The sequence below is a fragment of the Seongchinamella sediminis genome, from assembly GCF_003457605.1.
GTDB classification, from domain to species: Bacteria; Pseudomonadota; Gammaproteobacteria; order Pseudomonadales; family Halieaceae; genus Halioglobus; species Halioglobus sediminis.
On record NZ_QRAN01000012.1, the window covers coordinates 18,804 to 38,149 of the forward strand.

15 protein-coding genes are annotated in these 19,346 nt (G+C 62.5%); all 15 read right to left on the reverse strand.

The window, feature by feature from the left end:
• Nucleotides 1–260: 260 nt before the first annotated feature.
• Complete coding sequence (locus DWB85_RS11930) at nucleotides 261–992, reverse strand: sulfite exporter TauE/SafE family protein (RefSeq protein WP_117954891.1); 732 nt, start codon at nucleotides 990–992, stop codon at nucleotides 261–263.
• Nucleotides 985–1,170, reverse strand: coding sequence for a cbb3-type cytochrome oxidase assembly protein CcoS (gene ccoS, locus DWB85_RS11935; RefSeq protein WP_117954893.1), 186 nt, complete (start codon nucleotides 1,168–1,170; stop codon nucleotides 985–987). Before ccoS ends, DWB85_RS11930 begins: the two co-directional genes overlap by 8 nt.
• The gene (locus tag DWB85_RS11940) at nucleotides 1,170–3,629 is read right to left on the reverse strand and encodes a heavy metal translocating P-type ATPase (protein WP_239017310.1); all 2,460 of its coding nucleotides are present in this window, start codon (nucleotides 3,627–3,629) and stop codon (nucleotides 1,170–1,172) included. Before DWB85_RS11940 ends, ccoS begins: the two co-directional genes overlap by 1 nt.
• Complete coding sequence (locus DWB85_RS11945) at nucleotides 3,610–4,107, reverse strand: FixH family protein (RefSeq protein WP_117954895.1); 498 nt, start codon at nucleotides 4,105–4,107, stop codon at nucleotides 3,610–3,612. The genes DWB85_RS11940 and DWB85_RS11945 overlap by 20 nt, the downstream gene beginning before the upstream one ends.
• An 8-nt stretch (nucleotides 4,108–4,115) precedes the next feature.
• On the reverse strand, nucleotides 4,116–5,531 hold the full coding sequence (ccoG, locus tag DWB85_RS11950; RefSeq protein ID WP_117954897.1) for a cytochrome c oxidase accessory protein CcoG: 1,416 nt from the start codon (nucleotides 5,529–5,531) through the stop codon (nucleotides 4,116–4,118).
• An 88-nt stretch (nucleotides 5,532–5,619) separates the two neighbouring features.
• The gene (ccoP, locus tag DWB85_RS11955) at nucleotides 5,620–6,495 is read right to left on the reverse strand and encodes a cytochrome-c oxidase, cbb3-type subunit III (protein WP_117954899.1); all 876 of its coding nucleotides are present in this window, start codon (nucleotides 6,493–6,495) and stop codon (nucleotides 5,620–5,622) included.
• Complete coding sequence (locus DWB85_RS11960; RefSeq protein ID WP_117954901.1) at nucleotides 6,488–6,667, reverse strand: cbb3-type cytochrome oxidase subunit 3; 180 nt, start codon at nucleotides 6,665–6,667, stop codon at nucleotides 6,488–6,490. The genes ccoP and DWB85_RS11960 overlap by 8 nt, the downstream gene beginning before the upstream one ends.
• Nucleotides 6,668–6,676: 9 nt before the next feature.
• Nucleotides 6,677–7,285 (reverse strand): cytochrome-c oxidase, cbb3-type subunit II, encoded by a 609-nt coding sequence (gene ccoO / locus DWB85_RS11965; protein WP_117954903.1) that lies wholly within the window; start codon nucleotides 7,283–7,285, stop codon nucleotides 6,677–6,679.
• A 14-nt stretch (nucleotides 7,286–7,299) separates the two neighbouring features.
• Complete coding sequence (gene ccoN, locus DWB85_RS11970; protein ID WP_117954905.1) at nucleotides 7,300–8,739, reverse strand: cytochrome-c oxidase, cbb3-type subunit I; 1,440 nt, start codon at nucleotides 8,737–8,739, stop codon at nucleotides 7,300–7,302.
• Nucleotides 8,740–8,794: 55 nt separating this feature from the next.
• On the reverse strand, nucleotides 8,795–9,394 hold the full coding sequence (locus tag DWB85_RS11975) for a Yip1 family protein (protein WP_117954907.1): 600 nt from the start codon (nucleotides 9,392–9,394) through the stop codon (nucleotides 8,795–8,797).
• 139 nt (nucleotides 9,395–9,533) lie between these two features.
• A complete protein-coding gene (gene fnr / locus DWB85_RS11980; protein ID WP_117954909.1) occupies nucleotides 9,534–10,289 on the reverse strand; it encodes a fumarate/nitrate reduction transcriptional regulator Fnr in 756 nt (251 codons plus the stop codon).
• A gap of 78 nt (nucleotides 10,290–10,367) precedes the next feature.
• Nucleotides 10,368–11,810, reverse strand: a complete 1,443-nt coding sequence (gene hemN, locus DWB85_RS11985; protein ID WP_117954911.1) for an oxygen-independent coproporphyrinogen III oxidase — start codon at nucleotides 11,808–11,810, stop codon at nucleotides 10,368–10,370.
• A gap of 90 nt (nucleotides 11,811–11,900) precedes the next feature.
• Nucleotides 11,901–13,067, reverse strand: coding sequence for a helix-turn-helix transcriptional regulator (locus DWB85_RS11990; protein ID WP_117954913.1), 1,167 nt, complete (start codon nucleotides 13,065–13,067; stop codon nucleotides 11,901–11,903).
• A 5-nt stretch (nucleotides 13,068–13,072) separates the two neighbouring features.
• Nucleotides 13,073–17,014 carry a DUF1631 family protein gene (locus tag DWB85_RS11995; RefSeq protein ID WP_117954915.1) on the reverse strand — a complete coding sequence of 1,314 codons (3,942 nt, stop codon included), beginning with the start codon at nucleotides 17,012–17,014 and terminating at the stop codon, nucleotides 13,073–13,075.
• A gap of 78 nt (nucleotides 17,015–17,092) precedes the next feature.
• Nucleotides 17,093–19,336: a lipopolysaccharide kinase InaA family protein gene (locus tag DWB85_RS12000; protein WP_117954918.1), complete on the reverse strand. Its 2,244-nt coding sequence runs from the start codon at nucleotides 19,334–19,336 to the stop codon at nucleotides 17,093–17,095.
• Between the last annotated feature and the right edge of the window lie 10 nt (nucleotides 19,337–19,346).

Consider the following 19,346-nt stretch of genomic DNA (forward strand, 5'->3'; position numbering starts at 1 on the left):
CCGTGCCCCGGATTGTTAAGAGTGCTATCTGCGCATTATGTCAACGTTCTTGTGGGCACCTGTTATATCGAGATCAGCACTACCGACCGCTAGCGTCACCCTGCGCGAGGCCGACAAACCCGGAGTCAGGATTGACTTGGAGATTGCTCTCTGGGTCTACAATATCGGTATTGCCTAGACACTCTGAACTAATCCCCGAGCCGGCTCACCTACGGCCTGAAGGCGTCTGGCCTGCCCTCCGGGGTGGGCCTTTTTTATTTTCAGTGTCCCATTTTTGAATGATCCATCGTGGAATGGTCCATTTGACCCTGCTCGACCCCCGGTGCCTGGTGGCGGAGATGATCGCCGTGGGCGGCTACCAGGTACAGGGTCCAGATGCCCGAGGCAATCAGCATGAGGGTGATAAAAAGCTTGAGGCCGCGACGGCGTAAAAATGCCTGGACCCGGCTGGCGCCAAGGCTGACCGCCATCATCGCCGGCAGGGTGCCGAGGCCAAAACAGAACATCAGCGAGGCCGAGTACAGGGGACTCTGGGCAGTGGCGGACCAGGCCAGGGCGGAGTAAATCAGGCCGCAGGGCATCAGGCCCCAGCACAGGCCCAGCGCCAGTCCCTGCAGGGGCGTGCGTATCGGCAGCAGCCTGGATGAAAAGCGCTGTACCGGCTGCCACAAACGGGCCCCGGCCTGCTCCAGCACCAGCATGCCCCGCCACCAGTCCGCCACATACAAGCCCATGGCGATAAGCAACAGGCCCGCGAGGTAACGCAGACCGATGGTCCAGGCAACCAGGTCAATGCTGCCCGCAATCACGCCCAGTAGCGCTCCGAGCAGGGTATAGCTCAGCACCCGGCCGCTGTGATAGGCGATGGTTACCGGCAGGGAGCGCGCGCCGCCCAGGTTCAGGGCGGCGGCAATGCCCCCGCACATCCCCAGGCAGTGACCGCTGCCGACCAGGCCCAGGGCCAGGGCGCTGAGGTAACCGAGTTCATTCATCCCCGGTGTTCTCCGGGGGGGGGTCCTTGCCCTGGCCCGCTTCTTTATCGGCGATGATGCGCCAGGCTTCCTTGTCCAGGTCGTCGTACTGGCCATCGTCTATGGCCCACAGCAGCAACTTGATTCCCAGCGCCACCAGCACCAGCGCGACCGGAATTAACAGGTACAAACTGTCCATCAGTACTGTATCTCCTGTGCCCGTCGCCGGTTCAGGCGCAGCGAGTTTGCCACTACCAGCAGTGAACTGAGCGACATTCCGATCGCCGCCGCCCAGGGCGGCACGTTACCGGTGGCCGCCAGTGGAATCGCGCTGAGATTGTAGCCCAGCGCCCAGGCAAAGTTCTGCAGGATGATGCGGCGGCAGGCGCGGGCCTTGTTCCAGGTCTCGGTCACCCGGGCAAGGTCGTCATCGACAATAACGAAGTCGGCCTGGGTGCGGGCCAGGTCGGTCGCCCCCGCTACCGCGAAGGAACTGTCTGCCACGCTCAGTACCGGGGCGTCGTTGAGGCCGTCGCCGACCATGCTGACGACCGCGCCCGCGGCCTGTAACTCCTGCACCCGCTGCATTTTCTGTTGCGGTTCCATGCCCGTGCGCACATCGTCTATACCCAGCCCGGCGGCCAGCAATTTACCCTGGGGCGAGCTGTCACCGGTGAGCAGGCCCAGGGTCAGCCCCCCCGCGCGCGCGGCCTGCACAACGGCTGGCGATTCCTGCCGCAGCTGGTCGTCCAGGCCTATCCAGGCCAGCGCCTGTGCCGGGTTGCACAGGGCAATCCAGTACAGCGGGTCATCGGGCGGTGGTGGAAGGCCGGGGCAGAGTTCGCGGCAGTAGGCCTCGCTACCAATGCGGTATAGCTGTCCGTTCACGCTGCCCTGCAGCCCGGCGCCCAGCTTGTAGCTGACGTCGTGAAAGCCTTCAGTGCTCTCTATGTGGGCGAAAGCCTTGCTGACCGGGTGATTGGACCAGTGCTGCAGGCCGGCAGCCAGCTGCAGCGCCTGTTGCTCGTCAAGCTCACCCAGCAGTTCCACCCGGCGTACGGCCAGGCGTCCCTCGGTGAGGGTGCCGGTCTTGTCAAACAGCAGGTGAGTGGTGCGGGACAGCGCCTCCAGGGCATTTTCACCGCGGACGATCACCCCCGAGGTCCGCAGGGCACTGGCCGCCGAGGTCAGGGCGGCCGGCGTGGCCAGTGCCAGGGCGCAGGGGCAGGATATTACCAGCACCGACAGTGCCACCCACAGGGTTTGTTCCGGAGCGATCTGCCACCAGGCGATAGCGGTGGCCGAAGTGACGAGCAACACACCGGCAACAAACCAGGAAGCGATGCGGTCAGCCATTTTTGCCAGCTGCGGCTTCTCTGTTTCGGCGACTTCCACTGAGCGCTGCAGCGCCGCCAGCCGGCTTTCGGCATAGCTGCCCAGGACTTCCGCTTCCAGGGCAGCCTCCACGTTGAGAGTGCCGGCGTAAATGATGTCCCCGGTCGCCACCGTGCGCGGCAGGTGCTCGCCGTTGAAGGTGTCTTCCCGCACGGCGCTGTTACCGGCGATGACGGTAGCGTCAGCGGCAATGGTCTGCCCCGCCTGCACCAGCATGATTTCGCCCCGCTCAACCTGCGAGCGCGGCACCGTAAGCCACTGCTCGCCGCGGCGAACGCGAATCGCGTCCGGCAAACTGCTCTGGGCATCAAACCAGTTGCTGGCGTGACGCTGGCGCACCCGGGCCTCGAGGAAACGGCCCAGCAACAGGAAGAAGGTGAACATCACCACCGAGTCGAAATACACCTGGCCGCTGCCCGTAAAGGTGGCGTAGGCGCTGGCCAGCCAGGCGAGGCCGATGGCCAGGGCCACGGGCAGGTCCATGACCAGCGCGCCCTGTTTCAGGTGGCGCCAGGCGGTGCGGAAAAACGTGCCGGCACTGTAGTAGACGATAAATCCGGACACCAGCAGGCTGACCGCGCGCAACAGGCCCTGGTATTGCTCCTGTATGCCCTGGATATCACCGGCGTGCAGCGCTACCGCAAACATACCGACCTGCATCATGCCGAAGCCCGCCACGCCGAGCCGGCGCAGGTCAGCCCGGTACTCCGCCCGCAGCTGCTCCCGGCGGGCGCTGAGCTGGAAGGGCTGTGGCCGGTACCCGAGAGCCTCCACACGGGCGAAAATTTCGCTCAATGGCAGCTGTTGCGGATCAAAACGAATGTCCAGTCGGGACTGCTGCAGGTTGACCGCCGCTGTCACCACGCCCGGTACCGGTGCCAGGGTTTGTTCTATTAGCCAGGTACAGGCCGCGCAGGTGATGCCACCGAGCAGAAGGCGGGCGCTGACACTGCCGTCATCGTTGTTCTCGCAGAATGTCGCGGCGAGTTCCGGCTGGTCGTAAATGAGGTACTGGCTGCTGTCCGGCTCAGCGTTGGCGCTGGGGCGTTCGCTGTAGGCCGTGCGCTGCTGGTAGAAACTGTCCAGGCCGCTGCCGGCGATCATCGCCGCCACGGCCTGGCAGCCCGGGCAGCACATGCTGCGCTGCTGGCCCCCGATCTCGGTGTACAGTTGCAGGCCCTCGGGCACTGGTTCCCCGCAATGGTAACAGGGTTCGCTCAGTGCATCGGGGGCCGCCGCCGGCTCAGCCACCGCTCGCGTCACGGAGGTCGGCTGCGGTGATGGAGCCGTCCAGGCGCCAGGCCTGTCCTGCCTCGTTAAGCAGAGCCCAGTGCCAGCGCGGTGCGATGCTGGCCTGCAAGCGGCCACGATATTCCCCTGGCACGCTCTGTACTACCGTGATCTGGAAGTCGCGGTCAGACTCCAGCGGGTGTGACAGCAACAGCTGCAACTGCGGGGATGCTACCGGCCCGGTGGTCCTTACCAGGATTTCCGTACCGGATACCTGCAGGCTCGCTCCTATGCCCAGGGCTTCGGCGCGTTCCTTCTTCTCCAGTTTGCGGTTAATAGCCAGGCCATCCTTGTAATACTCGTCAATCACCAGGTCATCGGCGCCGCGATTGGCGATTACCACCATGGTGATGCCGGCCACCACGACCGAGGCCGGCAGCAGAATCAGGAACCAGGGCCAGAACTGGCGATACCAGGGTTCGCTGTCTTCCCGGGGCAGGCGCTTGTTCATCGATTGTCCTACAGCGGTTTCACGAATCGGGATTCGTGGGAAATTTGTAAGGCTTCATTGTCACTGGCTCCGGCGTGGAATTCAAACTCCGTACTGGGCTTGTCCAGTGAATCCGGCATGGCCCGCAGGCGCAGGCTGATGGAGCGTACCTCGCCGCCATTCAGGCGATGCTCGGTTTCGCCGATAATCTCGGCCTGCGGCAGTCCGGAAACGCTGATGTTGAACACATGCCCTTCGGGATCCATGTTCACCAGTTGCAGGGTATATATGTTGTCTATTGCGCCCGTGTCCGTGGTCATGTACAGCTGGTTGCGGTCACGGATGATGGTCAGCTCCAGCGGGATACGCGAGAACATATTATACGAGAACACCCCGACCATGATTGCCAGCACCACCACATAGCCGATGATCCGCGGGCGTATCCAGTGAGTGGTGCCGCCGGCGAGTTCGTGTTCGCTGGTGTAGCGTATAAGTCCTCGGGGATAGTCCATCTTGTCCATGACCGAGTTACAGGCGTCGATGCAAAGGGCACAGCTGATACACTCGTATTGCAGGCCGTTGCGGATATCAATGCCGGTAGGGCATACCTGGACGCAGAGTTCGCAGTCGATACAGTCTCCCAGTCCTGCTGCCTTGTAATCCGCGCTTTTCTTGCGGCTGCCGCGGGGCTCGCCGCGCGCCTGGTCATAGGAAACAATCAGCGTGTCCTGGTCGAACATGACCGACTGGAAGCGGGCGTAGGGGCACATGTACTTGCACACCTGCTCGCGCATGTAGGCGGCATTGATGTAGGTTGCCGCGGTGAAGAAAAAGGTCCAGAACAGGGCCCAGCCCGCCACCGCGAGTCCGGCGAAATCCACCACCAGTTCCCGGATACCGTAAAAGTAACCGACGAAGGTCAGACCGGTCATGAAGGCAATGAACAGCCAGCCGGCGTGTTTCATGAACTTTCTGCCGAACTTCTGCAGTGACATCGGCGCCTTGTCGAGCTTGATGCGCTGGTTGCGGCTGCCCTCGGTCTTCTGCTCCACCCACATGAACATGGTGGTCCACACGGTTTGCGGGCAAGTGTAGCCGCACCAGACGCGTCCGGCGAAGGTCGTTACCGCGAACAAGGAGTAGGCGGCGATGATCAGCAGGAAGGCCAGCATCGGGAAGTCCTGCGGCCAGAAGGTCAGGCCGAGAATGTGGAACTTGCGTGCGGGCAGGTCAAACAACACCGACTGCTGTCCATCCCAGTTGATCCAGGGCAGGAGAAAGTAGCCCAGCAACAGCGGCCAGCCGGTATAGAGGCGCACTTTCTGGAAAAAACCCTCGACCTTGCGGGTGTAAATACGTTCCCGTCGCTGGTAAAGGTCGACTTCGCCGACTTCAGCGGGGGCAACTTCCTGCAGGTCAATCAGGTCTTCATCAGTTCTCGACATGGTGCTGGCACGCTCGGGCTGGGTGGGAGGAGGGGAGCCCTGGTGAGGACTCCCCGGTAGCGCTTGCGAAGGGAGTAAAACGCCTTACTTACTTGCTCAGGCCATACACAAAGGCCGTGAGGATGTGTATCTTGTCCTCGCTCAGGGTGTTCTGGAAGGCGGGCATGGCGCCGTTGCGGCCAGCCCGCAGGGTATGCGCGATCTGCTCCGCGCTGCCGCCGTAAAGCCAGATGCCGTTGGTCAGGTTGGGCGCCCCCAGGGCCTGGTTGCCGGTACCGTCAGCCAGGTGGCAGGCGGCACAGTAGGTCTGGAAATGCTTCTCACCGGCAGCCGCGAGACTCTCGTCCACGTCGCGGCCGCTCAGCGACATTACATAGGCGGTGGTTTCGGCAATACCCTGGTCGCCAAGAATCGAACCCCAGGCAGGCATGGCGGCCTGACGGCCGTTAACCAGCGTCGCCTTGATCGCTTCCGGGGTGCCGCCGTAAATCCAGTCATCGTCGGTCAGGTTGGGGAAGCCGTAAGCGCCCTTGGCATCGGAACCGTGGCACTGGGCACAGTTGTTACTGAACATACGCATGCCCATTTTGCGCACCGCCGGGTCCTGGGCGATTTCCTCTACCGGCATGGCCAGGTAGCGGTCGCGCATGTCGCGGTACTTTTCGTCCGCCCTTGCCACCTCCCGCTCGTGCTGTTCGATTGATGTCCAGCCCAGCAAGCCCTTGAAGTTACCCATGCCGGGGTAAATGATCAGGTAGCCGACGCTGAACACGATGGTCAGCACGAACATGCCAAACCACCAGGCGGGCATGGGGTTGTCGTATTCCTCGATGCCGTCGTAGACATGCCCGGTGGTCTTGCCTTCCGGGTTTTCACGGGAGCGATTGGCGAACAGTACCCAGGTGATGAGGATAATGGTCAGCGATGTGAGTACGATAACCCACAAACTCCAGAAACTAGCCATTCTTGATTTCCTCCTGCATGGTGCGTTGATTCAGCTCTTCATCTGCGAACGGCAAGTTGGCGGCGTCATCAAAAGGTTTTTTGCGTTTTTTGTCATAGGCCCAGAAACACATGCCGATGAATGTAATCATCAAAAACACGGTGCTCAGGCCCCTCAGGTCATTGATATCCATGGTCTGGTCCTAGCGCCTCGATTGCAGCAGGGTGCCCAGCTGTTGCAGGTACGCAACCAGGGCGTCGATTTCTTTCTTGCCTTCAACGGCGGCCTTCGCGCCGGCGATATCCTCGTCGGTGTAGGGTACGCCGACGGCGCGCAGGGAACTCATCTTCCTGCCGGTGCTTTCCCCGGAGAGCTCCTTCTCGAACAGCCAGGGGAAGGCGGGCATGTTGGATTCGGGGACCACGTCGCGGGGGTTGTACAGGTGCGCCCGGTGCCAGTCGTCAGAGTAGCGCTTGCCGACCCTGGCGAGGTCGGGCCCGGTGCGTTTCGAACCCCACAGGAAAGGATGCTCGTAAACGTGCTCACCCGCTACCGAATAGTGGCCGTAGCGCTCGGTTTCAGCACGCAGGGGCCGAATCATTTGCGAATGACAGGTGTTGCAACCCTCGCGGATGTAGATGTCACGACCCTCCAGCTCCAGCGCAGGCAGGGGTTTGAGGCCGGCGATGGGTTCGTTGGTTTCCTTGATGAACATCAGCGGAACCAGCTCCACCAGGGTACCAAAGCTGATGGCGATGATGATGCCGATGATCATCAGGCCGACATTTGTTTCTACTGCTTCATGTTTCATAGTCTTGTCGCTCCTCAGGCCGCGCTGGCCGCGGCGGGTGCCGGCTGTGCTTCAACATCTTTGCGGGCAGTCATGTACACGTTGTAGGCCATTACCAGCATGCCGGAGAAGAAGATGGCGCCACCGAGTACCCGGACCACGTAGCCCGGATAGCTGGCTGCCACGGACTCGACAAAGCTGTAGGTCAGGGTGCCGTCCTGGTTGTAGGCGCGCCACATCAGGCCCTGCATGATGCCGTTGACCCACATGGAAGCGATGTACAGCACGGTGCCGATGGTGGACATCCAGAAATGGGTGTTGATCAGGCTGGTGCTGTACATGCGTTCCTTGCCGAACAGGATCGGGAACAGGTGATACAGGGAACCGATGGAAATCATCGCCACCCAGCCCAGGGCACCGGAGTGCACGTGACCGATAGTCCAGTCGGTGTAGTGAGACAGGGCGTTTACTGTCTTGATGGACATCATCGGGCCTTCAAATGTGGACATGCCGTAGAAGGACAGGCTCACTACCAGGAAGCGCAGGATAGGGTCGGTACGCAGTTTGTGCCAGGCACCGGACAGGGTCATCATGCCGTTGATCATGCCACCCCAGGAAGGGGCCAGCAGGATGAGCGACATGACCATGCCCAGGCTCTGGGCCCAGTCGGGGAGTGCAGTGTAGTGCAGGTGGTGCGGGCCGGCCCAGATGTACACCGCCACCAGCGCCCAGAAGTGCACGATGGACAGGCGGTAGGAGTAAACCGGGCGTTCGGCCTGTTTCGGCACGAAGTAGTACATCATGCCGAGGAAGCCGGCGGTCAGGAAGAAGCCCACCGCGTTGTGTCCGTACCACCACTGGACCATCGCGTCCACGGTGCCGGCGTAAACCGAGTAGGACTTGAACGCCGTCACCGGGATGGCGGCACTGTTGAGCAGGTGCAGTACCGCCACCGCGATAATGAACGCACCCAGGAACCAGTTGGCCACGTAGATGTGGTGTACCTTGCGCTTGGCAATAGTGCCGAAGAACACGATTGCGTAAACCACCCAGACCACGGTGATGAGAATATCAATGGGCCACTCCAGCTCGGCGTACTCCTTGCTGCTGGTTAATCCCAGTGGCAGGGTGATAGCGGCGCTGACGATAACCGCCTGCCAGCCCCAGAAGGTGAAGGCGGCCAGTTTGTCGGAGATCAGTCGCGCCTGCGTCGTGCGCTGCACAATATAGTAGGAGGTGGCAAACAGGGCGCATCCGCCGAAGGCGAAAATCACCGCGTTGGTGTGCAGCGGCCGCAAACGGCCGAAATGCAGCCACTCGACGCCCATGTTGAGGGCAGGCCAGGCCAACTGGGCGGCGATCAGCACGCCAACCAGCATGCCGACGATTCCCCAGACCACTGTCATTACTGCAAACTGGCGCACCACCTTGTAGTTGTAGGTGGGATGTTCCAGTGCGGAATTAAGCTCGCTCATGGTTAGGTTCCATTAAGATTCAAAAAAAACTCGTTCTCTGTGCGTTGGACGCTTATCAGTCGGTGAAGGCCGGAGCCGCACCGAAGTCCCAGAGTATGACCGCGCCCACCATCAGGCAGATCAGAATGACCAGCGCCACGCCCATGACAGCGCTGGAAAAAAGGAAACCGCGCTCTTCCGGAATATCCATGATGATGGGTATCCCCAGGTACATCAGGTAAACCGACCAGGACACCGCGACGATGCCGATCAGCAGATCCAGCCAGAGAATCGGGTAAAAGCCGACGGCGCCGAACAGGAACATGGGGGTAGCGGCCAGTGAGGCGATAATAATGCCCTTGGCGATCGTTGACTCGGCACCGTAGGTATCGGACATCCAGTGAATGAAGTAGCCGATGGCCGCCAGGCAGACCACCTGGGTGATGTAGAACAGGATGCAAATGGTCATTGCACTGTCCTGGGTCAGCCTTATCGATTCGCCGTCGCCGACGGTCCAGCCAACGGTGGTGGTGCCGTAGTACCAGGCTACTGCGGGGATGATCGACAGGATCCAGGGGTACAGCAACAGGGTCCGGAACGAACTCTCCGATAGCTCGCTGATAGTCTTCCACTGGGAACTGGGCTTCACTAGCAAGCCGAAGGTGTGCTGAATCATTAGGTTACGGTCTCCCCAATATTGCTCTGGTTGTTGTGTGCTCGCATTCTAGTTACTTCAAGCCGCTTGGCCTTGATGTGCATCAAGGCTGCAGATTTCATTGACTGGCGCCCGGGGCATCGCCCCGGGTGGGCCCGGATCAGCTGCCCAGGTTGGCCATTTTCCGCAGGCCCTGGAGATCCAGAATTTCGATTTCCTTGTTGTCTACCCGCAGGAATTCCAGCTTTTGCATGCGGCTGAATACCCGGGATACGGTTTCTACCGTGAGTCCGAGGTAGTTGCCGATGTCTACCCGGGACATGGGCAGGCGGAAATGGGTGGGGCTGAGCTTGCGCCGGGCATTGCGGTTGGAGATGCTCAGCATCAGGGCCGCAACCCGTTCGTCCGCCGAATTTTTGCTCAGCAGGGTGATCAGCTGCTGGTCCTCGGTAATTTCGTGGCTCATCAGCTGGAAGAAGTGGCGCTGCAGGTTGGGCATGAGGGCGCTGAGCTTCTCCAGCGAGGTGAATGGAATCTCGCAGATGGCCGCGGTTTCGAGCGCCTTGGCGGAGGAGGCGTGGGTGTTGTTGCTTATACCATCCATGCCGAGAATTTCCCCGGGGAAGTAGAAGCCGGTAACCTGCTCGCGGCCGTCGTCCGTGGTCTTGTAGGCTTTCAGAGTGCCCGAGCGCACCGCGTATACCGACTGGAAATCGTCTCCCTCTCGGTACAGGTGCTGGTTTTTCTGCAGCGGCTTGCTGCGCTGGATGATATCGTCCAGCTGCTGGACGTCATCACTTTCCAGGGCCAGGGGCAGACAGATGCCGCTGAGCCGACAGTTGCCGCAGTTGGCCTGGTAATCGTGAGTGCACGGCTTTTGCGCCTGGCTCTCGGACTGTGAAAGGTGGATTGTCACATGCTTCCCCTGCAATGACCTGAGGGAAGATTATAGTCGAAATCCGCGCTGTTCTGTAATCGAATTTTTTGGCTATACTCAGACGGTTGCGGAAAATTTCGGCGCTGGTTCGTCGCCGCGGTGGGCGCCCAGGTAGGCGTCAAACGGCATACAGATATTGCGCAGGAAGGGGCGGCCGCGGCGGGTGACCGCAATCGCTCCCGGCGACAGTTCCAGCAGGCCGTCCTCGGCCATGGGCGCAAGCTGCGCCAGTTCCCCAGCGAACAGCTGATTGAAGTCGATGCCAAACTGGCGATTACAGTCGTCGATGTCCAGCTGCAACTCGGAAATCAGCGTCATGATGATATGCCGGCGCAGCTTGTCGTCGGCATTGACCTGGCAGCCGCGGGTGATCGGGAATTGTCCGCCATCCAGCATGCGGTAGTAGCCGTCCAGTTCGCGTTCATTTTGCAGGTAATAGTCGCCCAGCTGGCTGATGGCCGACATGCCCAGGCCCAGCAGGTCGTCCGCCATGTGCAGGGAGTAGCCCTGGAAATTGCGCTGCAGCCGGCCTTCGTTCTGGGCCAGGGCCAGCTCATCCTCTGGCAGCACGTAGTGATCCATACCGATATGCACATAGCCGGCAGCCTGCAGTGTGTGGCTGATGATTTCGTGCAGCAGCAGCTTTTCATCGGGCTCCGGCAGGGTCAGCCTGTCGATGGCCCGCTGGCTGGAAAAACGCTCCGGCAGGTGGGCGTAGTTGTAACAGGCGATGCGGTCAGGCCGCAGTTCGATCACCTTGTGCAGGGTCTCGGCCATGGTGTGGCGGTCCTGGTGGGGCAGGCCGTATATCAGGTCGAAGCTGAGGGAGCGGAAACCGTGAGCGCGAATGGACTCCACCAGTGAGGCAACCTGGCGGTAGGGCTGCACCCGGTTGACCGACTGCTGTACCAGCGGATCGAAATCCTGGATACCCAGGCTCAGGCGGTTGAAGCCCACGCCCTTGAGCAGGGCAATGGTCGACGCGTCGACGGTGCGCGGGTCAATTTCAATCGAGTATTCCCGGTAACCCTTGTCCAGCAAGTGGAAATTGCTGGCCAGCAGGTGCATCAGCTCGGTGATCTGGGCGTGGTCCAGGTAGGTCGGTGTGCCGCCGCCCCAGTGCATCTGGGTGATGGGCCGCTGGTGCCCGACCAGCTCCGATTGCAGGGTGATTTCCCGCTGCAGCCGCCCCAGGTACTCCTGCGCCACGTTCTTCTTGCGGGTCACGATTTTGTTGCAGGCGCAGTAATAGCAGATGTCCTGGCAGAAGGGCAGGTGCACGTACAGTGACAGCGGAGCGCGACGGTGCTCGCCATCACTCGCCTGCCAGGCGAGGTACTCGTCCAGCGGAAAATCCCGGCGGAACTGGGGCGCCGTGGGGTAGGACGTGTAGCGCGGGCCCTGGCAGGCGTAACGCCTGGCCAGTTCCATGTCGGCCTGGTGCTGGGCGGGTATGGCGGCTAGTTCTCTGTGGGCGAGTTCTCTGTGAATGATGTTCATCGGGATACAGCTCCGGAGGTTTATGGGCTGCACAATAGCAGTGACCACCGGGTCCGATGTTGATCTGCGTCAAGCCCGCTTGATCCGGGCTCAGCCCAGTGCCGCCACGCTCTTGATAATCAGGCGAACCAGTTCCGCCTGCCGGGAAACGCCGGTCTTGGCGAAAATCGACTTCAGCTGGGCCCGGGCGGTGTGCTGGGAAATGTTCTGTGCCGTGGAGGCTTCCGCCAGGCTCAGGCCGCGCGCCAGCAGGATGGCCAGGTTGGCCTCAGCCGGGGTCAGCTCAAACAGCTCGGCAAGCGCCTGCCGGGAGGCGGATTCATGCAGGTCCGGATCGGAGATGAAGATGGCGGCACTGGGACTGGACTGGCCCTCGCTCCACTCCGATGCCGGAACCGGTCTCACCACCAGCCCCAGGTCCGAACGGCCGGCCGAACGCGGCACGCGCAGCGCCTTGACCACCGAGGGCTCCCCGCGGTGCTGGGTGCGAACAACGCCCGCTACCGCCTGCTGCAGCTCCTGGTGGCTATCCCGCCCGTCGATGTGCAGCCGCTCGCCGCGCAACGACAGTCCATCGCCCTCATCCAGCAGCGCCTGGGCGACAGGGTTGGCACTCAGTACCCTGGCCTGGCCATCGAGGATAATGCTGGCCATCGCCAGCTGGGCGACGGCGCCGGCATAAACGTCGCGCTCCGAGGTCGCGCGGTTGAGGGCGGCATGGATTTGTATCGCCCGTCGCAGGTGCGGGGTAATCATTGCCAGCAGCTGCCGCTCTTCGCTGCTGAAACTGGCCTCGCTTTTACGTCGGGAGAAACGCAGCCGCGCCACCATGCCTCCCGGTTCCACGGTATCCACCCCGAGAATGCGGAACAGGCCCACCGGCTCGAGGTACTGCCGGTAGTATTCGGAAGCGACCAGTTCCTCATCCGAGAGCACGTCCTCCAGGCTGACCACCTTGTCCGGTGGCAGGTTGACGAAGGGATCCAGGGAAAAGAATTCCTCCCGGTAGGAGGCCGCCTGCCAGGCCTCCGGGTCAGCGAGATCGTCGCCGATGTGGCCGGGTTCCGGGCGCACGCAGTTGAGAATTGCGCCCCTGTCCTCGGCAGAGGGGGGGCGCAGGACCAGGGAGGCCACCTGGGCATCGAACAGGACGCGCAGCAGTGGCAGCGCACTTTGCCAGGGGCGATCCTCCAGCGGGCCCTGGTAGATCAGGCCCAGCAGTTCATCGTAACGGGGATGGGGGAAGGGGGGCGCCATCGTGTCTACCGGGCCAGGTTCGACAGGTCTTCGGTGACTTCCGTCAGCAGTTTGGGCATGCCCACTCCCCAGCCCTGCAGGTAATCGACGCCGATCTCCTGCAGCTTGTCGATAATCTGGTCGTTTTCCACCGATTCGGCAATGGTTTCCTGGCCGAGGAAGTGGGCGAGGTCATTAATGGAGCGGGCCATGGCGAAGTCCGCCCGGTTCTTGTGGATACCGGTGACGAAGGTGCCGTCGATCTTGACGTAGTCCACCGGCAGTTCCCGCAGGTAGTTGTGGCTGGCCAGGCCGGTGCCGAAATCGTCGATGGAAAATTTGCAGCCGATATTGCGGAAGGCGCGGACAAAATCCGCCGCCTTCACCAGGTTGGAAATGGTGCCGGTCTCGGTGATTTCAAAGCAGATATGGCTGGTGCCGACCCCGAACTCGGAGATCTGCTCCAGCAGGTAGTCCATGAAGTCATCGTCGGTCACGCTGCTGCCGGACAGGTTGATGGCGAGGTTGGGTACTTCTTTCTCCTCGTCCATGAGCTTGCTGACCCAGCTGAAGGCTTCCCTGACCACCCAGCGGTCCACCAGGTTCATGAAACCGTAGCGTTCGGCGCTCTGGATAAATTCCTCGGGCGAGGTCAGTTCACCGTCATCGCCGGACAGGCCCAGCAGCAGTTCGTAGTGGCGCCCGGTGGGCTGGTTGCCGTCGACGGCAACCTGGATGATCGGCTGTGCCCGCAACACGAAGCGGTCTGTCGCCAGCGCCTGTTCCAGGTCCTGGCGGGTGCGAGTCTTGTCGCGGTTGAAGCTGCTGGCCAGGGCCTGGTCTTCCTCGTAGCGCTGGACCCGGTTGCGGCCCTGCTGCTTGGCAATTTCCATGGAGGTGCGCGCGGACTCCAGCACCTGGTCTACCGAGGGGCTGTACTCGACGATCGGGGCAACGCCGATAGAGACCGTAAACGATACATTTTCGCCCTCGATCTCGATGCTGCCGGCCTCGATGTCCTGGCGTACCTTCTCCGCCAGCTGCACCGCCTGGTCCAGGCTGCGGTCCAGTACCAGCACCGCAAACTGGTCTGCCTCGATGCGCGACGAGGACGATTTCCTGCCGTGCAGCTGCGCCAGCAGGCGACTGAATTCCAGCAACACAGCGTCGCCGCTGACTTCATCATAAATATCGTTGACCAGGCTGAACTGGTCGATGTCGATGTACAGCACGGCGTGTTGGGAATTCTTCAGCTGGGCGTGGCGGAGGGCCCGGCCCATCTGGTCGAGAAAGGTTTCCCGGTTGATCAGCCTGGTGAGGCTGTCATGGTTGCGGGAGAAACTGAGGGTTTTCTGCACATGCTCCAGCGTCTGGTACATGCTTTTGTCGACCACTGAGAGCTTGTCTGCCGGGGCGGGTGGCTGTACTCCCGTGCTCAGTTTGCGTGCCAGTTGCACCGCGTTGAGGTCGGCGATTTTCTGCCCGCGCTCGTTGACGAATATATAGCGGTCCTTCTGCGGGCTGATCCAGGCCAGTTGCATCCGCCTTTTCTGTCCCTGCCTGTCCCGGTAGGTGAGCCAGCTGTCTGTTTCCAGCTGTTCTACCCGGCGCACCCAGCGCCGCAGCCGCGGCAGGTCCTCAACCCGGGCGCGCAGGTGCTCGGCGGCAGCGGCCGGGTCGGCCTGGTCGGCGCTGATAATGGTGGAGTCCACCGCCAGGTTGCCGGCGAGAATATCGCGTATTTCCGCCAGCACCCCCTGGTGAGTGACGTTGGTCGGCAGGGCGGTGGTGATCTGCTGTTCGACCATATCGATCAGCGATTCCGCCTCCAGGCCGAGCTGCATAACCATGTCATCATCGAGGTTGTCAGCCTGCTTGTCGTTGAGCCAGCTGGCCAACTGGTCCAGGGTCCTGATGTGGTCTGCCCAGCTGCTGCTATCGGGGCCTTCCTTGACGTGGGTCAGGACCATCAGGTCCCGCCAGCCCGATTCCACCAGGTCCAGGAGCACGCGGGGAGCTGCAGGCGGGCGGATACGCTCGTTGACTACCGCGGCGACGGCCCGCCGGGCCTGCTGCAGTTTTTCCTGGCCTTCCTGGATGCGCACCACCCGCTCGATATTGCGGGACAGGGCGCGCTCCTGCTGTTCGGAAAGCTTTTCAATCTGCTGCAGGGCGCGGTCGAAGACAGCGCTGTCGCTTTCGTAATGCTCGACAATGTCGTCGACCACTTTGTTGATGCGATCTTCCAGCGCCCGGTTGGGGAAGTTGGCGCTGGTGGCCAGGCTGGACAGCTTGTCGACCACGGTGCGGGCGGCGTGCTCCTTGTCGAGGAAGAAGCGGGAATCCAGCAGCGCCAGGCGAGCCAGCGGAATCTGCAGATTGGCCAGCGCCGGCTTGAGCTCGTCGGTAACATCCACCTGGGACTTGATGGTCCCGAACAGGTTGTCCACCAGGTCGAGCTGGTTGAGGCTGTCTGCGGTCAGGCCGCTGGTTTCCCGCAGGCTGCCCAGCTGTTCCCGGTGCTCGGCCAGGTACTCGCGCAGCGAGTTCGCCTCGTGTACCGCCGCGCGCACGGCATTGTCGTGCTGCAGGGCGCGCAGGGCCTGGGCAATCGTATGGGCGTCGGCCAGTGCCTGCTGGTCAATTTGTGAGCTGGGTACCGTGGCGCCATCCCAGGTGCCACTTACCGGCGTGCCGGCCTCGATGTCGGCACCGTCGGCCAAGCCTTCAACCTGGCGGCGGAAGTTGAGCGCATCGACCACCGACTGGTAGAGGTTCACCGGCGCGGCTACCGGCCCCGGCGCCGTGGGCGACTGTGGACCCGACGGCGCCCCGGGCCCCTCCCTGAGCGCAGCGGCGGCCTCGCTCAGGGTTTGTTCGTCCCGGGCCCTGTCCGCGGCAGCGGATTCAGCGGGTTTGCTGCGAACTGGCCGCGGCCGCCCCTTGCGCCTGAGCATACTGCCCTTGGACTTGATCTGTTGTTCCAGGTCGGGGCGGACATCGTTGGCCACCAGGTATTCGTTGAGGGGCTGGTAGTAAGTGTCCAGGTGGCGGATGACGTGTTGCGAGAAATACTCGAACACCACCGGTGCCGCCTCGGCGGATACACCCACCGACTCTGTCGCCTGCTGGAAGGCCCGGCACAGCTGGCGGGCGTGGATGGGCAGGCGCACCGCAAACGGGTCCTCGTCGATGAGGTCTGCCACCCGGATCACCAGACACTCCAGCGCCACCAGGTGCAGTTCCTCCGCCAGGCCGACCATGCGGTCCAGGGCCAGGTGACCCTCGAACTCATCCAGGTCGACCAGGCCCAGTTCATCCGGGTCATCGATATCCTGTTGCCAGTACTCGTCCTCGCCTTCGCCGGGAACCAGGCGCTGGAAATAGTCTTCTATGCTGTCCAGCAGCGCGGTGCAGATGTCCTCCCGGCGCCGGCGCAGCAGGACAGCGGCATCGTATATCCGGTTGCGGCCGTGCTCGTCGGACTTTATGCGGCTGGAGAGCGTTTGAATATCCTCCTGCATTTCATTCAGCCACTCGGGCAACAGGCGTCCCAGCTGGTCCACCGCGTCCCGGTGGAAATGTTCGAGGATGCGGGAATTGTCGGCGCTGGAGCCGGTCAGGGAACTGGCGGCGGGTCGCTGCCTGCCGCCGGTCAGCCGCTGTCGGCAGAGTCTGGCGGCCTCGCTATCCGGCGCCACCGGGGACATGCTTAGGATGCCGCCGGCGACGCTGTCGATGCGCACTGTCACCGGCGCCTGCCGCTCCGCTCCGGGCATAGCGAGGGAGGCCTGCATGCCGGTTCGCAGGCTGACCTTGCCGCCGGCGGCGGTACCCGCCAGCAGCTTCACTTTCGCCAGTTGCAGCTTGCCCTCGGTGCCCGCACTGAGTTGGCCCGACAGTCTGGCCCCGCTGTCCAGCTCCAGGGTCGCCTGGTGGCCCGAAAGCTCTGGTTGGGGGTTGGACATTGCACTCCTGGAACGAAATGGAAGGGGAGGCCGGCAGTATAACCGCTAAGGGTGAGCCCTCAAACAGTCCCGGATGGGTTAGCGGGCGGGGGCCGGCTTGCGCCGTCGCTTGCCCTTCATGGCTTTCTTCAGGGTCTGCTTGCTGTCGTAGTACCAGAAAGCAACCCGCCACAGGGGTGAGAGGGCTTTTCCCAGGTGAGCCTCATAGTAGTCGATAAACAGCTGCCGGTCCTGCCAGTTCAGCTTGTAGGCAATGCGGATCAGGTCCAGCAGGCGGTGCCGGGTCCTTACCCGGGAGCCGGCCCCGGACCAGATCCGCGCGCGGCCGATGTCGATGGCCATGGGTGCCACGCTGCCGTCATCGCGCTGTTGCAGCAGCAGGTTGCCGGACGACAGGTCCCGGTGGATAACCTGCTTGTTGTGCATATGACAGACAAAGCCGCTGAGCAGGTCAAACCAGGCGGCCTTGTCCAGACCCCCGTACTGCTGCTCGCCCCGGTTGAGGGCGGCGTAGACATCGCGGGCGGAAAAGGCCTCGGGGATAAACTCGCAGAGATACCACGAATCACGCACCCCGGGCGACTGGTGGGCCTCGTAAAATGCCAGCGGCAGTGGCGTGGCCACGCCCTTGCGCAGCATCTCGCAGGCGTTGTTCCAGTGCCGCCTGCCTTTGCTGGGATAAAAACGATAGGTAATGCGCTTGATTCCCTTGACCCGGTTCAGCTTCACCGTGACCTGCTGGCACAGCTCCCGCGGGTCGGCCACGTTCCAGAGGCGATTGCGGGCGTCCCGCAGCACCCTGGTTTCCGGCAGGTCGGCCAGTGCATCCGGATGCAGGCGGTCCGCCAGGTCGAGATCCTGCTGACGGTGGTCGGCGCGCAACATCCGGGCCCCGATCCAGTCGGCGTCGCGGTAGCCCGCCGACTGCCACCGGTGGCTGGACAGGTGGATAAAGTCGCGAATGCCCTCCGTCTGCAAGTTTTTGCAAACAGGTTGCGACGGAGGCTCTTCCAGGTCGATATACAGTGGATGCTCGTTGATCACCACCGGCTTATCCATGGGCTGGCCACTGGCGTCGCTGAAGCGGGCGCTGGTAAGAAGCTCTGCCGGGAGCAGGGCCTGCAGGGGCCAGGACTGGCCGTCGCGGGTCCATGCCAGCAGAAAATGCTGGTCCCGGGGGCCCCGGTAGTGGAACACGCTGACGCCCTCCGGGTCGTGCTCGGCACTGAGGCAGCGGGCCCCAGCAAGCCGTGACACGGTAGTAGCCAGGGCGCTGAAAGCCGGTGTCGGCGCAAAATTTGCGGCGTCACCGCGGATACGCTGGTAAAAACTCACCTGGTCGACCAGCGGGTAGTCGTTGGCCCCATCGTCGATCAGGCCATCGCGGGAGCAGATCAGCGGCCCCCAGTAAACCCGCCGCAGGGCTCCGCTGGCGGCGGCCAGGGCCAGGTAGCGCACCAGGTAGTCAACCCGCTTCTGTTCCGGCCAGGCCGAGCGCCGTTGCAGCCGTTTGATGGTCCAGCAGGTGTAGGTGCAGAGCAGCTCCGGGGCGCCCGCATTGCGGCCCAGCGCCTGCAGTATGCGCGCCTTTTTCACCAGATTGAGTTGTAGCGGGCCGCGCGCGAGCCAGCCCAGCACCCGGTGGTCGTAGGCTTCCGGCTCCAGCACCCTCTCGACGAAGAGATTGTCGCTGTGCACCTCCGGCGACGCGCCTAACCGGCGTAACAGACCCAGGTAGGTGGCGTTGTACAGTGGTTCAAAGTCAGAAACATTGGGGCCCACCAGGCGCACGCTGTAGTTCTTCGCTACCTGGTGCGCCAGGTAGTTGGCCAGCAGAAAGCCCCGGGAGGAGAAGCCGGACCACTTGCCCCGATTGGGGGTGTTGCCTATTTCGAACAGCGCCACCTTGCCCGCGTAGTCGCGCAGGGTGGCATCGACAAAGCGCTGCCACTGCTGCTGCGCGTCGACATCATCGGCGAGAATCTGTGCCTGGGCGAGGGGCGGCAACAGGTCCAGCAGCACCTCCACTTCTGCCGCCAGCAAACGCTGCAGGAGGCGCGCGGCGGGGCCCTGTGCACTGCCGTAGCTGAAGTCCATGCGCACCTGGTGAATGCCCAGTTCGGCAAGCCGCTCGAGGATGTAGTCGTCGCTGGCGGGATCATCCCCCGGCGCCACGTTCACCGCGAAGAAGTCCCGGTCTATCTCCAGGTTGGCATCGGGCCGATGGTCTGTGCCCAGCAGGCGGATGCACTGGACGGTGGCGCTGATGAATTCCCGGGCGGCAGCGGGGTAACCGTAGAGGGGGTGCAGCAGTTTGTTCACGTCAGCGGGT